Origin of the sequence: Ruficoccus amylovorans (assembly GCF_014230085.1) — a bacterium.
Taxonomy (GTDB): Bacteria; Verrucomicrobiota; Verrucomicrobiia; order Opitutales; family Cerasicoccaceae; genus Ruficoccus; species Ruficoccus amylovorans.
This window is the reverse complement of record NZ_JACHVB010000063.1, coordinates 117,450-136,264: the sequence shown is the minus strand read 5'-3', so window position 1 is coordinate 136,264 and position 18,815 is coordinate 117,450. Positions and strand designations below refer to the sequence as shown.

Genomic DNA, 18,815 nt, shown 5'->3' with positions numbered 1-18,815 from the left:
CCCCTTCTAAGCTGTGGAAGCGCACGCCACGCTTTTTCACGGTGTGATACCGGGTTTCGCGCTTGAAGGCCGTATTTTTTGCCGGATAATCCGTCCTTATGCATCGCTTTCTCGGACGGCATCTGGATGCCGCGGCAAAAGTCTCTCTGCATGCGCGCCAGCATTGGCGAACGTTGCTGGTGCGCGGGTTGATCATCACTGTGGCCATTGTGGGAGTCGTGTTGCTGGGGAAGTCGCTGGAGGCGGATATTCCGCAAATCGAGACCTGGATGCGCGATCAGGGCGCGTGGATGCCGGCCATCTTTTGTACGGTCTTTCTGCTGGCCTCGCTTTTCTGTCTGCCAGCGGATATTTTTGTCTTTGCCGCCGGGACGCTGTTCGGGCTGTGGTGGGGATTTTTCTACGTCATGGTGACTGAATACGTGGCGATGGTGATTCAGTTCGCCCTCGCCCGGGTTTTTCTTAAAAAGCGGATCGAGGGGTTCATGGCGCAGCACCCGCGCTTCCAGGCGATTGACCGGGCGGTCAGCCAGCGGGGGCTGAAGATCGGCTTTCTGCTGCGACTGGGGCCGGTGCCATTCAGTGCGCTGAGCTATGTGCTTGGGGTGAGCCGGATCAGCTTTCGTACCTACATGCTGGCCAGCCCCGGTATGCTCCCGAGCCTGTTGGCGGTGGTTTACTACGGGGTGGTCGCCCGTCACCTGACCCGTCTGGCCACCGGCATGGAGCACCACAGCGCGGTCCACTATATCAGTATGGTGGGCGGCGCGGTTGTGGCCCTGTTTGTCTCGGTATACATTGCCCGGGTGGCCCGCAAGGCGCTCAGGGATGCCAACGTGCTCTGAGCTTCGGATAGAGGGCACGGATCCGTTGCCGGAAGACGGTGGCGCTTTGCGGCCGGTGCGGGGCGAATATCATTCCCGTCGGATGCGGGCTTGCCAATGCCGGGGCCGTGGGGTTTTCATTAGCCCATGTTGAAATGGGTACGCAGCGCCGCCCGTGCGCTCATCATCCGGAATGGCGAATTGCTGGCCATCCGCATGCAACGGGTGCCCGATGAGGTCTTTTACATCCTGCCCGGCGGTGGGCAGCGCCACGGTGAAACTCTGATGGACACGCTCCAGCGCGAATGCCGTGAAGAAATCGGGACCCAGGTCCGGGCTGGTGAAATCGCTTACGTGCGCGAGTACATCGGGCGGCACCACCACCTGCGCAAGCTGCACAAGGACTTCCACCAGCTTGAAGTCGTCTTCCACTGTGAACTGCCCGAGGGGGTGGAACCGCGCCCCGGCCGGGATCACGACAAGCATCAGATCGGCGTTGAATGGCTGCCGCTCGACCAACTCCAGGGCATGGAGTTTTACCCCGAAGTGCTTAAGACCCTGATCGTTGATGGCCAGGTCAACACCCGCCATCTGTATTTGGGCGACATTAATTAGTTACCCATCCCTATGATTTGGGGTGCAACCCCGGAGGAGATGCGTAGCATCGAAAATAGCAGGGTCCGGCTGGACCAGCAATCTGGGGTAGCGGCCTTTTGGGACGCGTAGGGGAACTTGCAGTCAATGGTAATTTGCCTACATGTCTCGCGCCTCACGCAGTGGTTCTTGCGAAGTTCGTTTGAGTCGGCGTCCATCACCGTTGCCCATGTCGCCGCGTTGGCGGCGGCATCAGTGATGCGGCAGCATCACAGGTGCAGGACTTTGTCCTGCAACTTGTTCCCCTCAGTGCCACCGGGTGCAACCCGGGGCGGGGTTTGGGGGCGCAGAGCCCCCAAAATTTAGTGTAAGAACTTGGCTAACGGTACACTAGATCAGGCCCTGGCAGATCATGGCCTCGGCCACGCGGAGGAAGCCGCCGATGTTGGCACCGCTCACGTAGTCTCCGCGGCGGTGGTACTGCTCGGCGTAGCGCAGGCAGGACTCGTGGATGCCGCGCATGATCTTGTGCAGTTCCTTGTCCACCTGCTCGAAGCTCCAGTGTTCGAGACCGGCGTTCTGCTGCATTTCCAGGCCGGAGACGGCGACACCGCCGGCGTTGGCGGCTTTGCCGGGGGCGAAGTTCACCTCCGAGCCGCGGAAAATCTCGATGGCTTCGGGCGTGCAGGGCATGTTGGCGCCTTCACAGACGAGGCGGCAGCCATTTTTGACCAGCTTGCGGGCGTCGCCGGCGTCGAGTTCGTTCTGGGTGGCGCAGGGGAAGGCGGCGTCGCACTCGATGTCCCAGACCTTGGCGTCGGGGCGGAAGGTGGCACTGCCGTGCACATCGGTGTACTTGCCGATGCGCTCGCGTTCGACTTCCTTGATCATGCGCAGGGCGTCGAAGTCGAGCCCCTTGGGATCGTAGATGACACCGCTGGAGTCAGAGCAGGCGACGACGTTGGCCCCGAGCTCCTGAAGCTTTTGCAGGGCGTAGAGGGCGACATTACCGGAGCCGGAGATGACGCAGGTCTTGCCCTGGAGGGAGTCGCTCTTGACCTTCATCATTTCCTCGGCGAAGTACACCGTGCCGTAGCCGGTGGCTTCGGTACGGCCCAGTGAGCCACCCCAGGAGGCGCCCTTACCGGTGATGACGCCCAGTTCGAAGCTGTTGGTCAGCTTCTTGTACTGGCCAAAGAGGTAGCCGATCTCGCGGGCACCGACGCCGATGTCACCGGCCGGTACGTCACGCTTGTAGCTGACGTGGCGGAACAACTCGTTCATGAAGGCCTGGCAGAAGCGCATGACTTCCTCGTCACTCTTGCCCTTGGGGTCGAAGTCGGCCCCGCCCTTGCCGCCGCCGATGTTAAGGCCGGTGAGGGAATTTTTGAAAATCTGCTCGAAGGCGAGGAACTTGATCACGCCCATGTTCACGGTGGGGTGGAAGCGCAGCCCGCCCTTATACGGTCCCAGGACGCTGTTGAATTGCGTGCGGAAGCCGCGGTTGACCTGGATATTGCCCTTGTCGTCGCGCCAGGGGACGCGGAAGATGATTTGCCGTTCCGGTTCGCAGAGGCGCTCCAGCAGGTTTTGTTCTTCGATTTCCGGGTGCTCCTCGATGACGGGGCTGAGGGTTTCCAGCACTTCCTGCACGGCCTGGAGAAAGACCGGTTCACTGTGGTTGCGGTGTTGAACGACTTCAAGGGTACGGGTGATGGCTGGATGCATGGGCAAGGGTTATAAGATATATTTGAAGTGTGTGAATCGTGAATTAAAAGCATTCGATCCGGCAAAATCAATGCCGCAAAACGATTCCTAGCCCCTGAGATGGAATTAATGCTCAGGCGTGCACAATAATTCTGTTAAAAACCGCCAATTTCCTTGCCAGTGCCCCGAGCCGGTGCTGTGTATATTCTCCGTTCATGTGCCTGCAATTCCGCATACTCGGCAGCAGCAGTTCGGGTAACGCCGCGCTGCTCACCACGGCGGGCTGCAAGGTCCTCATTGACGCCGGATTCAGCGCGCGCAAGCTCGATCAGCTCCTGGGCCAGTGCGGGGAAAGCCTCGCAGGGATTGATGCGATCTTTCTCACGCACGAGCACAGCGACCACGCCGCCGGCCTTAAGGGACTGCGCCGCCACCCGCATATCAAGGTCTTCGCCAACCACGAGACCATGCAGGCCGCGCAAACCCGGCTTAACCACCGTCCGCCCTGGCAGGTCTTCGAGACCGGACGCACCTTCGCCTTCCATGATCTGGAGGTGACGGCGTTCAGCGTTCCGCACGATGCCTACGACCCTGTTGGGTACTTTTTCGAGAGCGGGGGAGACACACTGTTTTCACCGCGCCGCAGCGTGGCCTGGGCCACCGACTTGGGCTACATCCCCGCTAATGTCTCCGAGAAAATCCGTCACGCAGACCTCCTCGTGCTGGAGGCCAACCACGACACCGAAATGCTCGAACGCGACGAACGCCGCCCGTGGTCGCTCAAGCAGCGTATCCTCGGTCGGCACGGCCACCTTTCCAATGACGCGGCCTTTGAGCTGCTGTGCGGGGTGGAGTCGCCGCGCTGGCGGCATGTCTGCCTGGCCCACCTCAGCCGCGACTGCAACGATGTGGGGCTGGTCGAGCGGCACTTCGCGGGCTTGCGCTCGCGGGGCCGCAGCTTCGGCCTGAGCGTGATCGATCCGGTAAACGGCATTGGACCTGCTTACGATTTGGCGACGCTTTAACTTCTGCACGGGCTTGCCTCCGCCGGGAAAAACCACATCCCTGTTGGCGGCTGGCAGATGAGCCTGGGCCACCTTCATCCTTATCCATCCGACACGCATGTATTTCGACTACCGACACACCAAGATTATTTTCACCCTCGGCCCGGCCACGGAGAGCGAGGAAATGCTGCGCGAAATGATCGTGACCGGCGGCGTCGATGTCTGCCGCCTGAACATGGCTCACGCCAGCCACGAGTGGACCGAAATGGTTATCAAGCGCGTGCGCAAGGTCTGCGCCGAGGTCAACCGCCACGTCGCCATCATGATGGACGTGAAGGGCCCCGAGATCCGCACCGGTGATTTACCCGAGCCGATCGATCTGGAAGAGGGCGAGGTTTTTGACTTCCTCGTCAACGGAGATCGCAGCGGCCTGGAGGAAGGTATCCGGGGGGTAACTGTCAACTACCCGCGCCTGCACCGCGATGTCCACGAAGGCGACACCCTGCTGGTCGACAGCGGCCTGGTACGCATGCGCATCGAGGAAATCATGGATGACCGTATCCGCTGCAAGGTCATCATCCCCGGCCCGATGGGCAACCGCCGCCACATCAACTTGCCCGGCGTCAAGGTCAACCTCCCTGCCCTGACGGAGAAGGACAAGGCCGATATCGAAGTCGGCCTGCGCCACAACATCGAGTTTTTCGCGCTTTCCTTTGTGCGTGAGGCGAACGACCTGGACATCCTCCGTCGCCACCTCAAGAGCCATGACTCCGAGGCGCGCATCATCGCCAAGATCGAGGACCAGTCCGCCATTTCCAACCTCGACGAGATCATCACCGCCGCCGACGCGCTCATGGTCGCGCGGGGAGACCTCGGGATCGAGTGCCCCTACGAGGAATTGCCGCTGATCCAGCGCCGGGCGGTCAAAGCCTGTATCCAGAAAAAGAAGCCGGTCATCATCGCCACGCACATGCTGGAGAGTATGATCGAGCAGCCCATCCCGACCCGGGCCGAGGTGACTGACATCGCCAACGCCGTCTTTGAGAAAGCCGACTGCGTCATGCTTTCCGGCGAAACCACCACCGGCAAGTACCCGGTCGAGTGCGCCCGCGTCATGAACCGCATCGCCCGGCAAGTGGAGCGTTCCCGCGAGACCAAGGACTACGAAAATATCCCGCTGAACAAGCCCAAGGCCAAGATGCTCCGGGCCGCCGTCCACCTGGCACAGGACATGAACAAGGCCGGGATCGTGGTCTTTACCCGCAGCGGCTACCTCCCGCAGATACTTTCCGCCCTGCGCCCGACGCGGGTGCCGATTTTCGCCTTCACCGACCAGGAGCTGGTTTTCAAGCAGATGCTTCTGATGTGGGGGGTGGAGCCGTTCCTGATCGACTTCGCCGAAGACTCCGAGACGACGATCAAGGCCGCTTTCGCCCGCCTCTACTCGGGCCGTATCGAGTGGGCCAGCCCTGGGGACTGGATGGTGGTTATCACCAACGTCCTCGTCGGCGAACACATCATCGACAGCATCCAGCTCCGCCAGATCGAGTGACCGGCTCGGGCTCTGGTGTCCTGAGGCTCAAGTAATCAGGGGTAGCGGCCTTTCCGGATGCGCAGTCCCGCAACGGAATTTTCAAACAGCACCCTAGAAAAGCGTGCCCTGCTGAAGCGTGGGCGGGGGTGGGGCGGCTTGCTCGATGAGTTCGGGTCCGTCGTTACGGGCGTTGTTCACCTGCTCCGAGACGCGGTGGCGAACGAGAAAATCCTCGGGCGGGGGCTTGAGCAGGTCGGCCACGTCGGAGGCACGTTCGAGCGAGGTGTCGAGCCAGCGGTCGAAGTTGTCGGGGGCGATCACGACGGGCATGCGGTGGTGCAGGGGCTGCATCCAGGAGTTGGCGGCGGTGGTCAGGATCGAGCAGGACTCGATCTCGGAGCCGTCCGGGCTGCCCCAGTGGTCCCAGAGTCCGGCCAGCGCGAGGCGTTCGCCATCGGCCCGGCGAACGTACCAGGGCTCCTTGCGCCCGCTGCCGAGGTCTTTCCATTCGTAGAAGCCGTCCGCCGGCAGCAGGCAACGCTTATGGCGCATGGGGCCGCGAAAGGCGGGCTTGCCCGCGGCGGTTTCGGAGCGTGCGTTGATAAGCTGGAAGGCGATGCCGGGATCTTTGGCCCAGAAGGGGACGAGCCCCCACGTCAGCACCGCGCATTCGCGTCCGCCGAGGTTGCGGTCCTCACGGATGGCGGCCACGGGTTGTCCGGGGGCGATGTTGTAGCGGGCCTTGAACTCGGGCGCATGGCGCAGGACGAACTGCTTGATCAGGTCGCGCATCTTGGCCGTTAAAACGAATCGTCCGCACATGCCGGAAATCTTTACGTTCGCTCCCGCTGCGGCAACGGAAAATCCCAGGTCGGAATGATGGACCCGTAATCCGGGGGGATTGGAGTTTGCCAAGGGCGGGGGAATTTCCCAAAGCTTGGGGATGTTTGATTTCGACCAGGTAATCGACCGTACCGGAACGGGCAGCCTCAAGTGGGGCAAGTACACGGGCCGGGATGTGCTTCCGCTGTGGGTGGCGGATATGGACTTTGCCTCGCCTCAACCGGTGCTGGAGGCGCTTCGTCGCCGGGTGGAACACGGGATTTTCGGCTACACGCTGGCTCCGGAATCGACCCAGGAAGCCGTGCTTGCCTACCTCAAGCGCGTTCACGGTTACGAGGCCAAGCGCGAATGGCTGGTCTGGCTGCCGGGGCTGGTCCCTGCCCTCAATGTCGTGGCTCGCGCCTTCGGTGAGCCGGAGGACGAGGTGTTGACCTGCACGCCGGTCTATCCGCCCTTCCTGTCAGCTCCCGGCTGGCAGGCCAAAAAACTGGTCACCAGCCCGCTCAAGCTGGAAGGCGGCGAATGGACGTTCGACTTCGACGACCTGGAAGCGAAAGTGACACCCCGCACGCGGGCCTTTATCCTGTGCAACCCGCACAATCCGGTGGGGCGCGTTTACCGGCCTGAGGAACTGAAGCGGATCGTCGCTTTTTGCGAAAAACACGATCTGGTGCTGTGCTCGGACGAAATCCACTGCGACCTGCTTTTCGACGGTTACCGGCACACCGTCACGGCGACGCTCTCGCCGGAGGCTGAGCGGCGTACGATCACACTGATGGCTCCGAGCAAGACCTACAACTTGCCGGGCCTGTGCTGTTCGTTCGCGGTCATCGCGGACCCGAAGCTGAGGCTGCGCTTTCAGCAGGCCGCACGGGGGATGATTACCGAGGTCAATTGCCTGGGCTATGCCGGTTGCGAGGCCGCCTACAACGAAGGTGAGCCGTGGCGACTTCAGCTAATGGAGTATCTGACCGCGAACCGCGATTTGCTTTACCGCTTCGTGCAGGAGCGGCTGCCCGAGATCACGCTGCGCCCGATGGAGGCCACCTACCTGGCCTGGCTCAATATCGAGGGGCTGCGTGAGTTGGGCTGCGAAAATCCGCACCGGCTCTTCGAGGAGCACGGGGTGGGGCTGTCGCCGGGGGCTGACTTTCAGGGACCCGACTGCGTGCGGCTCAACTTCGGCTGCACGCGGGCCATGCTGGAGCAGGCGCTTCTGCGGATGGAAGCCGCCGTCACTACGCTGCGCTGATCCGTTTTTCCCGATTGTTAACCAAAACAAAAGCTCCCCCCGGACGGAGGGAGCTTTTTGGTGCAGGAAGAAAAAGGCGGGGCGCCGTTGTCGTCTTACTGCGCGGCGCTGGCGGAGGGCTGAGCCTTTGCCTCGGCAACGGTGGCGTGCGCGATCTGACGCAGAGACTCGGCCTGCTCGTCGGTCAGGCCCTCGGGCTTGAAGGTGATCTCCCGGGCGTCCCCGCCGGAGAGGAACTCGAACCAGACCAGTGCGCCGAGGTACTCGCCGGCGGTGTTGGCGTGGAAGCCATCGCTGCGGACGTACCACTCGTCGTTTTTGTTTTTGCTCCAGGTATAGTCGCTGTTGAGGGACTTGCTGGAGTTGGGCAGGTTGTCCTTGTCTTCGGGGTAGGCGAGGTCGTTGTTTTTCGGGTCAAAGCCGTCGGGCTGGAGGTCCCAGAGTTCGGTGGCGCGGGCGTTCTCAAAGGCGGTGCCGACAGGGATGACACGCAGGCCGTTTTCAGCAGCGATTTTAGCGTAATTGGCGTGCAGCTTTTCGTACATCTCGTCCGGGTTCAGCCCCCAGTCCTTGGCCCGGTAGCTGTTGACACTGTGCGACCAGGTTTCATGCACGACGATCTCGGCCTCGGGGCGGTATTGACGGATGTATTCGATTAACTCCTCGGCGTAGGGGTAGAAGGTTTCCTCTTTGTAGCTGCCGGTGCTGACCTGCTGGATGCTGATGATGTCCCAGTCCTCCGCCAGCAAAACGTCTTTGAGGGCTAGCTTGTTGCCAGCGGTTTCCCAGTTGCGGCGATAGTAGTATTCCTTGCCGGTGTTGGCGTCGGCCTCGTGCTCTTTGGCATGCCGGACATGGCGCTCCAGCGAGCAGCCGCCGATGGTGACTGTGCCGATGACGGCGTCCTCATCCGGCGCGGAGGCATAGACATCGCTCAAATAGTGATGTGCGTTGTTGGTAAAGCTGTTGCCGATGCCGAGGATTTTGACCGTTTCGGTCTGCGCGGCGAGGGCGTGTGTCAGCAGGATGAATAAGGGAAGGGCAAGTGCGAGTCTGCGGATGTGCATTTCTCTACGGAATGGGAGTTTGGCGGTGCGGGCAAGTCCAAGCGGTTTTATGATTCGGTATATAAGGTCTCTTGTGTGGTACGATAGCCTGCACTGGCCACCGGGAAAGCGCTTACTTCATCCACTGCGTCCAGTCGGACTGGAATTGCTTGAGGTTCTTCCGGGTGATGACGACCGGCTCGACGAAGTACACGGCTTGCTCGGGCTCTTTTTGGTTGTTAATCTTGTCGATGAGCAGGCTCAGGCCGAGCTTGCCCATTGAAAAATAGTCCTCCGCGATCACGGACTGCACCTGTCCGCTGGCGATGAAGGGAATGATGTGCGGCTCGGCGTCCATCGCCACAACGGTCTTGTCACCGGGTTTCCAGGGAAAGGGACGACCTCCGAGCAGGGGCCAATTGCCCAGGACGAGCCAGCCGCGCAGGTTGCGTCCGTAGTCGGCGGCGGTGACTTCCTCGATCTTCTGATAAGTGGCGCTGAAGGTCTCCGGCGTGTGGAACGGCCCCTGCACGTGCAGGTCGGCAACGGTTTGGAGGACGGCTTGCGCCCCGGCCAGCCGCTGACGCGAAACCGGATCTTCGGCGCTGCCGGCGATGAGGCCGAGGTTGTCGCGGACGTAGCGCAGGTTTTCAATAAACGTCTCGGCGGCGAGGCGTCCGGAGGCTTCCTCATCGGTCATGACGGCGGCCAGCCGGGCGGTGCCGATGTCGCTGCCGACCGTGACGACCGGGATGCCGTGGCGGGTCAGGAAGTCGATTTCGTCGGCGACTTCGGAGGAGGTGGCGATGTTGAGCAGGACGGCGTTGTACCCGTCCAGAAAAGCCCGGTGAAGCGCGTCCCGGCAGCCCTTGGGGGTGTTGTCCACGGCGGAGAGGTTGTCCACCGTGAGGGCGAGGTTGTATTCTTTCTCCAGCTCGGGGGACTGGGCGCGGGCTCCGGCCTCGATGGCCTTGGCGGCGGGGGACTCGCCCTGGCCGGTAATGACGGCGATCTTGTAGCGTTCCCAGACTTCGCGGGGCTGAGCCGAAAGGCTCAGCGGCAGCAGCGCGAGCGCCAGCCACAGGATGAGGTTTCGCGGGCGAAAGGGGGCGGAATGTCGGGGTGGGTGCATCTGGTCTTTGACAGGCTAGGCGGGATCGCCCAGTATGAACAACACTTTTACGCGTATGGACCCCATCGTTTCGGTTTTGTTGTTTATTTTTGGCGGAATTATAGGCGCCGTGCTGGTCTGGGCGGTGACGCGCAAGACCGCCGCCGCCCTGCAAGCCCGTGTCCTGGCCGAGAGCGAGACCGAAAAGGCCCTCCTCTCCCAATCGCTGGAGCAGGCGCAGGAGGAGTGGACCCGCGCGCGGGCCGAGCTGCAGGAGAAGTCCGCCGAGGCCGCCCGGCTGGCCGGGGATCTGCGCGAGAGCGAGACCCGCCGTCAGGAGGAGGCCCGGGCCGCGCAGGAGAAGCTCGCCGTGCTCGACCAGGCCGAGAAACAGTTGCGCGAAGCCTTCAAGGCGCTCTCCGCCGACGCTCTGCGCAGCAACAACGAGAGCTTCCTCAAGCTGGCCAGGGAGTCGCTGGAGAAATTCCAGCAAGGGGCGCAGGGGGATTTGGAAAAACGCCAGGTGGCCATCAACCAACTTGTCCAGCCGGTGAAGGAGTCCCTGCAAAAAGTGGACGAGAAAATCCACCAGTTGGAAAAAGCCCGTGTCGCCGCCTACGAGGGGCTGCATGAACAGGTGCGCGGCCTGATGGAGACTCAGCGCCACCTCCACACCGAGACCGGCAATCTCGTGCGAGCCCTGCGCGCCCCGCAGGTGCGCGGGCGCTGGGGCGAGATGCAGTTGCGCCGTTGTGTGGAGTTTGCCGGGATGGTGGCACACTGCGATTTTTCCGAGCAGGAAAACGTGACCACTGAAGAGGGCCGCCTGCGTCCGGACATGATTGTCCGTCTGCCTAACGGACGCCAGATCGTCGTGGATGCGAAGATGACCTTTGACGCTTTCGGCGAGGCGATCCTGACCGACGACCCCGACCGCCAGAAGGAGCTTCTTCAGAAGCATGCCCGCCAGGTGCGCGACCAGTTGAAAAAGCTGAGCGAAAAAGCCTACTGGCGGCAATTCGAGCCGACGCCGGAGTTCGTCGTGCTGTTCCTGCCGACGGAGTCGTTTTTCAGCGCGGCTCTGGAGCAGGATAGTAGCCTGATCGAGTACGGCAGCGAGCAGCGCGTCATTCTCGCCACGCCGACGACGCTCATCGCCCTGCTCAAGGCCGTGGCCTACGGCTGGCGGCAGGAGGAAATCGCCCGCGAAGCCCGCGCCATCAGCGAACTGGGCCGCGACCTTTACAGCCGCCTGGGCACGCTGGCCGGGTACTTTGACGAACTGCGCAAGGGCCTCGAACGTGCCGGTGACGCCTACAACAAGGCCGTCGCCTCGATGGAGACGCGCGTGCTCGTGACCGCCCGCCGCTTCAAGGATCTCCACGTCTCCGCCGACAAGGATATCCCCGACTCCCAGCCGGTGGAAAGAGTCCTGCGCGAACCGCTCGCCGACGAGCTTCGACTCCCCGAGGACGGTCTGGCGAGCGGCACCTCTGATGACTCCTCTGAGCGCGGGTCTACCGCCGAAGGCGCATCTCCGGCCGCGGCCAAGCCCGCGCCCGACGATTCGCCCACCTCCTCCGAAGATAAAGCCTGACCGCAGACCACGCCCACTGTTTTTTCCCTCTTTACCATCAACCCTGATGAACTCCAGCCCGGACAGCCCTCACATGGACGACGAGCCGGTTGAAGTGCCGATCACCGATCAACTCGACCTGCACACTTTCCGTCCACAGGATGTTGGTGAGCTGCTCCCGGCCTACCTCGAAGCCTGCCGTGAAAAGGGTCTGCTGCGCGTGCGCATTATCCACGGCAAGGGTACGGGCACGCTGCGCGAGACGGTCCATGCGCGCCTGCGCCAAGTCGATTACGTGGCAGGTTTTCGTCTGGCCGACGAGTCGGCAGGCTCCTGGGGCGCGACGTGGGTGGAGTTGCGTCCGCTGCGGTAGGATTGCTTGATCGCGCGGCGAGTTCGCCGCTGAGCCCTGCTACGGCTGATCTTCCTGGCTTGAGTCGGCGATAGCCTGGAAGCGCGTGCGGATTTCCTCAATACTGCCGAGGGTGAGGTAGGCCGTGTACTCGAAGGTCATGGGCCGGTCGAAGGCGAAGCTGCGGATCGGTGCGAAATAGGAGCAGGCGTCTCCCTTGGTGCCGGTGCGGCCTGAGCCCTCGTAGCGGTAGGTCGTGATTTGGTCGGCCTCGGGCACATAGACGCCTACGCCCCAGCCCCGTTTGTTGACGAAGGCGGCCCAATGCTCGGTGATGTCGTAGTATTCGTTGGGCCAACCGGGGTCGAGGGTGGTCAGTTCGCCGCCGCTCCAGGGCCTGTCGCCGCCGTAGTAGTAGAGGTGCGGGAATTCCGCGTTGATAAAAACGGCGGGTGTTTCCTGGTGGGTGACTGGGTGGATGGTATCTCCCGAGTAGGTGCAAGAGAAATGGATGACGGCCACATCGCCCTCAAGCGTGATCGTTTCCTCCATGACAACATCCTGAAGCAGCTCGCCGCTGGCCCAGTGCCGGGGGCGGGTTTTGACGTACAGGGTGGTGCCGTCGTTTTTCCATTCCAGTATCTCGGCCTCGTTGCCCCGGTAGTCACCGCCCTGAACCGGGTTCCACCGCCAGGGCTTGTCGCCCCAGTGCGAGCCGTCCTTCTGACCGTAATAGGACTGCTGGATGAGGCGGCCCTCGTCGAAAGTGTTGAGCAGGTTGGTCCGGCTGCGGGCTTCGCTAAAGTACGAGATGCCTCCGCCCATGTCGAGGTCCACCCCGATGCGAAGCTGGCTGTTGCGCAGGTAGGATTCGCGGGCAAGGGCTGTTGCTGGCAGGAGTCCGGCCAGGCTGGCGAAGGTGAGCAGGCAGAGAAACCTGCGAACTGTTTTTGGGCTCATAAGAAATCTGACGTGAGGGGCTGAAAAGATGCGTTACGGTGAAAAGTCTGGGCAAAGGGACGTGGCCGCAAACATTCCCGTTATTTGTGGTCCAGTTATCAGCGTCAGTCACCGCCGGGCTGGGGCTGAGGTGGTGTGGCCTCATTGTCCGTCGCGGTCACGCACACACCCTAGTCGTCACCGGAAGCGCGGCGGGCCCAGTACTCGTCACTGACAAAGGCTACGTCGAGTGCGACGTAGGGGAAGTGCTTCTTGAGCGTTTTGTCGATGGTGGCGCGGCACTGGTCGAACATCTGTACGGTACCGCTGTTGACGATGAAATAGACATGCACGGTGATGAGCCGTCCGTGCTGCTGGATGCGGATTTCCCGCTCGGGCCACTGGCTGACGGGGGCTGCTTGCTCCAGCAGACCTTCGATTTCGGCAATCAGCTCATCCGCCGGGGCGCGGGCTACGATTTGGGCCCAGTTGTCACGGATGATGCGCGCCGGGACTGGCATCACCACGAGAGAGAGAAATGCCACCACCAGCGGGTCCACGTAGCGGAGGTAGTGCGTGTGTCCGCTGAGCGAGAGCACCCAGCTCAGCCCGAAGGCCACGGCGACGGCGGCGCTCAGGATCGTGTCGATGACCCAGTTGCGCGCGTCGGTCTCCACCAGGGTGGAGTGTGTACGCACGGCAACACGTTTGAAATAGGCGGCCATCCCGGCGCATCCGGCGGTGGCCACGATGGCGTAAAGGAATGCCATCTTTGTATGAATCTCCGTGCCCCCGGCCATCAGACCCGCAATGGCGCTGAAGAGCGCGTACACCGCCACAGTGAACAACAGCAGCCCTTTGAACAGGTTGACCAGCGGCTCGTACACGACGTAGCCGAAAGGGTACTTGTCGGAGTCCGGCAGCATGACCAGGTCAGCCACGTGCCAGGTTACGACGGCGAAAATAAGTGTGACCAGCGAGTAAACCCCGTCCAGCAGGATCGCTTCGGAACGTGTGCTCAAGGCAAAAAGAAACCCGCCGATGGCGAAGAGCGCGTTTGCCGCGATGTTGGTTTTCAGGGCCCGTTTTTCCGTCTTGAACATGGGGGTGGGGGTGGAAGCCGTGACTGTTCTCCGAGCATGTGACTTTCCGCGCCGACTGGCGATTGCAATTTTCAGGATTCAGCGAGCAGATTCAATTTGCGGCGCGGCAAACGGCGTTCGCGAAAGGTACTGGGGGAGACGCCGACGCGCTGCTTGAACTGCTTGGAAAACGCGAAGGCGTCGCTGTAGCCGAGTTGGTCGGCGATTTCCTTCAATTCAAGCCCGGTCGCCTCAAGCAGGGAGCAAGCCTGGTCGATGCGCACCTGCACCCGGTATTCGCCGGGGCTGGTGCCGTAGGCCTCCCGAAACAGGCTGCGCAGGCGCGAGTAGCTCAGCCCAATACCATCCAGTAACTTCTCCAGGTCGAGCCGGGTCGAGGCGTGTGAGCGGATGCGCTCGCGGGCCAGCTTGAGCTGTTCGAGCTGGAATGAGCTGGCACCCCGGCTTTCCAATGCCTGAGTAAGTGTCCAGCGCATGAGCGCGGCGATGTCGAACTCGACATGAGCGTTGTCACCGGGGGTGTCGGCCGTGCGCAGGCGTTGCATCAGCGCGTGGATCTGCTCGGGGATATGGGGCACCGTTCCCAGGTGGAAGTGGACGGAGGCGGCGGGGAAAATCTCCATGCGCCGGAACAGCTCGTACCAGTCGCTGCGAACGGAGACGAAGGCCTCGTGCCAGCCGCTGGCGGGGTCGACCTCGTTGGTGTGCCGCCGGTCCGGGCAGCGAAAAAAGACATCCCCGGCGCGTAAGCCGGCCTGCTGCCCGAAGCTGTCGCTGTAGTGGCCCTTGCCCCTGATCAGATAGATCATGGCGAAACGGCCATAGCGCTCGTCTGTCACATCGGTCCGTAGCCCGTTTTTATTCAAAAATCCGCAGCTGAGGGTTTGATGGAAGGGCCTTCCGGGAGAACCCCGGAAAATGGCATCCTCGATCAACCAGCGTTTGAGTGTGCTCATAGTTTAATCAGATTTTACATGAGTGTAGGCACTTCGACCATTCCGGCAAGTCGGGTTTTCCGCTATAGTTGGGCCCATGCCCGAAAGCCCTATCGACCGCCAGTGCGGAAAAACCTATGAGCAACCCTCCCTGACGGAAATCAACCGCCTGCCCATGAGCGCGGTGTCAGTCTCCTTTCCCGAGCCGGAGCAGGCGCTGGCCTCTGTGCGCGAAGCGTCTCCCTGGTGGCGTTCGCTCAACGGACAGTGGCGTTTTCTTTTTCGTGAATCGCCTGCCGGCCTGCCCGAAGCGGTCGAGCTCGACGAGGCCACCAGTCCGGACTGGGCGGATATTCCGGTTCCGAGCTGTTGGCAGATGCACGGCTACGGTCGCCCGCACTACACCAATGTGAAGATGCCCTTTCCGGACGAGCCTCCCTTTGCTCCGGAGTACAACCCGACCGGCGTGTACGTGCGCACTTTTAGCGTGGACGAGTCCTGGCGCGAGCGGAGGGTCGTCCTGCACATCGGCGGGGCTGAGAGCGTTTTGCAGGTTTACCTCAACGGCGAGTTTGTCGGGCTGGGCAAGGACTCGCGCCTGTCTTCGTCTTTCGATGTGACCGAGCGGGTCCGCTTTGGCGAGGATAACCGCCTGAGTGTAGTTATTATTCAATACAGCGATGCCAGCTTTGTCGAAGATCAGGACCATTGGCGTCTTGGCGGGATGCACCGCGAGGTTTGGTTGACCAGTACGGAAAAGATTTATCTGGAAGATGTATTCGCCCGCGCCGACTACGACTCCGAGACCGGCAATGGCCGGATCGACATGGATGTGCGGGTGGAGATGGGGCGTGAGGCACAGGAGGGCTGGAGCATTTCATGGCAGCTCTTTGATCAGGAGCTACACCCGGTTATGGGTGAGCCGGAATCCCAACCTGTGCTGACCCGGCGGCACCATCTGGAGCATTGGCCCCGGGTGGGGGCGCGCCTGAGCCGCGAGTTTGCCGGAGTCCAGCCTTGGTCGGCAGAGGTTCCGGCCCGCTACCGGCTGGTGGTCAGCCTGGTTTCTCCAGCGGGGAAAGTGGTCGAGAGTACCGCGCTGTGGACCGGGTTCCGCCGGGTCGAGGTCAAGGACCGCCAGCTCTTGGTTAACGGTAAGGCTGTGCTGTTCAAAGGCGTCAACCGCCATGAACATTCCGATACGCACGGAAAGGTCGTGGACGAGGCGCTCATGCGCAAGGACCTTGAGGTGATGAAGGCTTTCAACGTAAACGCCATCCGCACCTCGCACTACCCGGCGGACCCGCGCTTTTACGATTTGTGCGACGAGTATGGCTTCTACGTGATCGATGAGGCCAACATTGAGTCACACGATTTCCATAACCAGATTTGCCATGACAAGCGTTACCTTCCGGCCTTTGTCGAGCGGGGCATGCGCATGGTCATGCGGGACAAAAACCACCCTTGTATCCTTATGTGGTCGCTCGGTAACGAGTCAGGCTACGGGGCCAACCACGACGCGATGGCCGGATGGATGCGCCGGTACGACCCGAGCCGACTCATTCACTACGAGGGCGCGATTTCCCGCGGACAGTCGGGGTCGGAGTGGGATCAAGGGCATTTGTCCACGGATATCATTTGCCCGATGTATCCGGAAATCCATGACATGATCGAATGGGTGAAGACCAGCGACGATCCGCGCCCGCTCATCCTATGCGAGTACTCCCACGCTATGGGCAACAGCAACGGCTGCCTGCGTGAGTATTTCGAGGCCTTTGAGAGCCATCACGGTCTGCAGGGCGGTTTCATCTGGGAATGGCTGGACCACGGCCTGCTTGAAAAGACCGAAGACGGACGCGAGTACTGGGCCTACGGCGGCGATTACGGCGACGAGCCCAATTCCGGTAATTTTATCGCAGACGGGCTTGTCTGGCCCGACCGCCGCCCGCACCCTGCGCTGTACGAGTTCAAGAAACTTGCCCAGCCCTTCGCTGTGCGTCTGATTTCTTCCTCGCCGCTTTCGGTGGCTGTGCGCTCGAAGCAGGACTTCCGCTCGCTGGATTACCTGAGCGCGCGCTGGTCGCTGTCCGCCGATGGCCGAGAGCTGGCCACCGGGGAACTTGGCCTGGATGGGATCAGGCCGGGCGAGGAAAAAGTCTTCACGCTGCCGCAGGCTGACGAACTGGCCGGGGCATTTGATGGCGAGCAACTGGGGCTGCATTTGTCCTTTTGTCTGAAGGATGGGGACGGGTTGTTGCCAGCCGGGCATGAAATCGGTTGGGAGCATCTTGTGCTGGCTGGAGCTGCCTTACTTGCCCGTGACGAACTGAAGCCTGCCGTCGCGGAGGCGGTGGAGCAGGGCGGTCTGACTTGGCTCTCGGGTGAGGGGTGGCGGGCCGGTTTTTGTCCTGATCAAGGCGGGCTTGTCCACCTGGGTACGACGGACGACGAGAACCTGCTGGCCGCGCCCTTGCGCTTTACCTGGTGGCGGGCGGCGACGGACAATGACGGTATCAAGATCTGGGATGGCCAGGAGGAAAAACCGCTCGGCAAATGGCTGGCGGCAGGGCTTCCGGAGACGCAGATGACGCTGGTCGGGCAAACGGTGGATGACGGGAGGGTCCGTGTGCAATGGGAGCTGGCCACCGACTCACATCCGCAGGCGGGGAGCTTTGTCCAGGTCTTTCGAATGACTGATCGCGGCCTGCTGGTGGAGAACGCGCTCCAGGCATCGCCTGAATTGCCGGATCTGCCGCGTATCGGGACGCAGTTCGCGCTCGTGCCCGGCTTTGAGCGGGTACGCTATGTCGGGCTGGGGCCGTGGGAAAATTACCGCGATCGTTGCGCGGGTGTCTGGGAGGACGCTTTCGAGCTCGCAGTGGACGATTTCTACGTCCCGTACATTATGCCGCAGGAGTGCGGAAGCCGCTCAGGCGTGAAGCGTTTCGAGTTGCGTCATGAAAAAGCGGATACGTGTATGCGAATTGATGCGGTCGAAGAACCGATGGAGTGTAAAGCTCTCCATTTGACCGACGCGGATCTCTTCGCCGGGCGGCACACGTGCGATCTCGCGATGAGGCCGGAGACGTGGGTCAGCCTGGATTACCGCCAGCGCGGTCTTGGGACGCGTAGTTGCGGGCCGGATACACTGGAGACGTACCGTATTCAGCCGGGCACCCGGCGCTGGAGCTTCCTGCTGAGCCTGAGGTAGGCAATTGCATGTCGGCCGGGGTGGGGGCGATGTGGCTTCACCCCGGTGGCTGGGCTGTGCGCGAGCCCTGAGACGAATTTTGAAACAGGCTCTTAGTCGGTGCCCTTGCCCTTGTTACGGGCGCGGATTTTGTCCCGCATTCCGTAGAGGCCGTCGAGCGAGAACTTCAGGATGTGGTCGATGATTTCTTCGCGCTTGTGCTGGTTGGCCAGCTTGGGGTGCACGCGTTGAAGGACTTCCTGGTGGTAGACGTGCAGGAAGTTTTGCCCTCCGATGCTCATGCCGGCGTACGCGAGTTCCTTTTCCGTCGCGCCCGGCCCCAGAATTTCGTTGATGATTTCGTTCATGACGACGATTCGTGGCCGGATGAGATCCTCCATCACCGCGTCAAGTGCAGCGGTCGGCTGGGCCAGCTCGTGGGCGACGAGAGTGGTATGCCAGCTCGGTCGTGCACGTGAGTACACATCATCGATCTGCATGCCGATGTAGGCGCGCAGACGCTCTTCGGCCGTGGCGCCGGGCTCGGCCGGGGGGATGGTGCAGGGGCTGTTGGCGACGGCATAGCGGATGACGGCTGCATACAGCTCAAATTTATCGCTGAAGTGGTAGTTGATCGCCGCGCAGTTGACGCCTGCACGTGTCGTGATCTCCTTGATCGTCGCTGCGTGCAGCCCGCGTTCGGCGAATATCTCGCCTGCTGCTTCAATTAGTTTGCGGCGGGTTTCCTGGGTGGAGGCGTTGTTTTTTGTATTGGCCACGGGTTAGCGAGTAATGGGGTAGTCTC

The 18,815-nt window shown here is 61.7% G+C and carries 16 protein-coding genes; 8 read left to right on the top strand and 8 right to left on the bottom strand.

Annotated features, from left to right (window positions below; all coding sequences use genetic code 11):
- Nucleotides 1-98 precede the first annotated feature (98 nt).
- Nucleotides 99-845: a TVP38/TMEM64 family protein gene (locus H5P28_RS18465; protein WP_185677168.1), complete on the top strand. Its 747-nt coding sequence runs from the start codon at nucleotides 99-101 to the stop codon at nucleotides 843-845.
- A gap of 126 nt (nucleotides 846-971) precedes the next feature.
- A complete protein-coding gene (locus tag H5P28_RS18460; RefSeq protein ID WP_185677167.1) occupies nucleotides 972-1,439 on the top strand; it encodes an NUDIX domain-containing protein in 468 nt (155 codons plus the stop codon).
- A 369-nt stretch (nucleotides 1,440-1,808) separates the two neighbouring features.
- On the opposite strand, the gene gdhA is transcribed toward H5P28_RS18460, so the two are convergent.
- Nucleotides 1,809-3,146 carry an NADP-specific glutamate dehydrogenase gene (gene gdhA / locus H5P28_RS18455; protein WP_185677166.1) on the bottom strand — a complete coding sequence of 446 codons (1,338 nt, stop codon included), beginning with the start codon at nucleotides 3,144-3,146 and terminating at the stop codon, nucleotides 1,809-1,811.
- 194 nt (nucleotides 3,147-3,340) lie between these two features.
- On the opposite strand from gdhA, the gene H5P28_RS18450 reads away from it, so the two are divergent.
- The gene (locus H5P28_RS18450; RefSeq protein ID WP_185677165.1) at nucleotides 3,341-4,150 is read left to right on the top strand and encodes an MBL fold metallo-hydrolase; all 810 of its coding nucleotides are present in this window, start codon (nucleotides 3,341-3,343) and stop codon (nucleotides 4,148-4,150) included.
- A 97-nt stretch (nucleotides 4,151-4,247) separates the two neighbouring features.
- Nucleotides 4,248-5,681, top strand: a complete 1,434-nt coding sequence (gene pyk / locus H5P28_RS18445; protein ID WP_185677164.1) for a pyruvate kinase — start codon at nucleotides 4,248-4,250, stop codon at nucleotides 5,679-5,681.
- Between the two features lie 93 nt (nucleotides 5,682-5,774).
- On the opposite strand, the gene H5P28_RS18440 is transcribed toward pyk, so the two are convergent.
- Nucleotides 5,775-6,485 (bottom strand): SOS response-associated peptidase, encoded by a 711-nt coding sequence (locus tag H5P28_RS18440; protein ID WP_185677163.1) that lies wholly within the window; start codon nucleotides 6,483-6,485, stop codon nucleotides 5,775-5,777.
- 121 nt (nucleotides 6,486-6,606) lie between these two features.
- Between H5P28_RS18440 and H5P28_RS18435 the strand changes: the two genes are divergently transcribed.
- A complete protein-coding gene (locus H5P28_RS18435) occupies nucleotides 6,607-7,758 on the top strand; it encodes a MalY/PatB family protein (protein WP_185677162.1) in 1,152 nt (383 codons plus the stop codon).
- Between the two features lie 95 nt (nucleotides 7,759-7,853).
- Here H5P28_RS18435 and H5P28_RS18430 read toward each other — a convergent pair whose 3' ends face one another.
- Complete coding sequence (locus tag H5P28_RS18430) at nucleotides 7,854-8,825, bottom strand: DUF4886 domain-containing protein (RefSeq protein ID WP_185677161.1); 972 nt, start codon at nucleotides 8,823-8,825, stop codon at nucleotides 7,854-7,856.
- A 112-nt stretch (nucleotides 8,826-8,937) separates the two neighbouring features.
- Nucleotides 8,938-9,936, bottom strand: coding sequence for a sugar ABC transporter substrate-binding protein (locus H5P28_RS18425; protein WP_185677160.1), 999 nt, complete (start codon nucleotides 9,934-9,936; stop codon nucleotides 8,938-8,940).
- Between the two features lie 34 nt (nucleotides 9,937-9,970).
- On the opposite strand from H5P28_RS18425, the gene H5P28_RS18420 reads away from it, so the two are divergent.
- Both H5P28_RS18420 and H5P28_RS18415 read left to right on the top strand, forming a co-directional pair.
- Nucleotides 9,971-11,512: a DNA recombination protein RmuC gene (locus tag H5P28_RS18420; protein WP_246456594.1), complete on the top strand. Its 1,542-nt coding sequence runs from the start codon at nucleotides 9,971-9,973 to the stop codon at nucleotides 11,510-11,512.
- A 46-nt stretch (nucleotides 11,513-11,558) separates the two neighbouring features.
- Nucleotides 11,559-11,864 carry a Smr/MutS family protein gene (locus H5P28_RS18415; protein ID WP_246456593.1) on the top strand — a complete coding sequence of 102 codons (306 nt, stop codon included), beginning with the start codon at nucleotides 11,559-11,561 and terminating at the stop codon, nucleotides 11,862-11,864.
- A 39-nt stretch (nucleotides 11,865-11,903) separates the two neighbouring features.
- Here H5P28_RS18415 and H5P28_RS18410 read toward each other — a convergent pair whose 3' ends face one another.
- The 3 genes from H5P28_RS18410 to H5P28_RS18400 form a co-directional block, all read right to left on the bottom strand.
- A complete protein-coding gene (locus H5P28_RS18410; RefSeq protein WP_185677159.1) occupies nucleotides 11,904-12,803 on the bottom strand; it encodes a hypothetical protein in 900 nt (299 codons plus the stop codon).
- A gap of 170 nt (nucleotides 12,804-12,973) precedes the next feature.
- On the bottom strand, nucleotides 12,974-13,885 hold the full coding sequence (locus H5P28_RS18405; RefSeq protein WP_185677158.1) for a cation diffusion facilitator family transporter: 912 nt from the start codon (nucleotides 13,883-13,885) through the stop codon (nucleotides 12,974-12,976).
- A gap of 71 nt (nucleotides 13,886-13,956) precedes the next feature.
- Nucleotides 13,957-14,841: a helix-turn-helix domain-containing protein gene (locus H5P28_RS18400; protein ID WP_185677157.1), complete on the bottom strand. Its 885-nt coding sequence runs from the start codon at nucleotides 14,839-14,841 to the stop codon at nucleotides 13,957-13,959.
- 76 nt (nucleotides 14,842-14,917) lie between these two features.
- Between H5P28_RS18400 and H5P28_RS18395 the strand changes: the two genes are divergently transcribed.
- Nucleotides 14,918-18,031 (top strand): glycoside hydrolase family 2 TIM barrel-domain containing protein, encoded by a 3,114-nt coding sequence (locus tag H5P28_RS18395; protein WP_185677156.1) that lies wholly within the window; start codon nucleotides 14,918-14,920, stop codon nucleotides 18,029-18,031.
- Between the two features lie 92 nt (nucleotides 18,032-18,123).
- Here H5P28_RS18395 and H5P28_RS20060 read toward each other — a convergent pair whose 3' ends face one another.
- Nucleotides 18,124-18,789, bottom strand: a complete 666-nt coding sequence (locus H5P28_RS20060) for a CerR family C-terminal domain-containing protein (RefSeq protein ID WP_185677155.1) — start codon at nucleotides 18,787-18,789, stop codon at nucleotides 18,124-18,126.
- Nucleotides 18,790-18,815 lie beyond the last annotated feature (26 nt).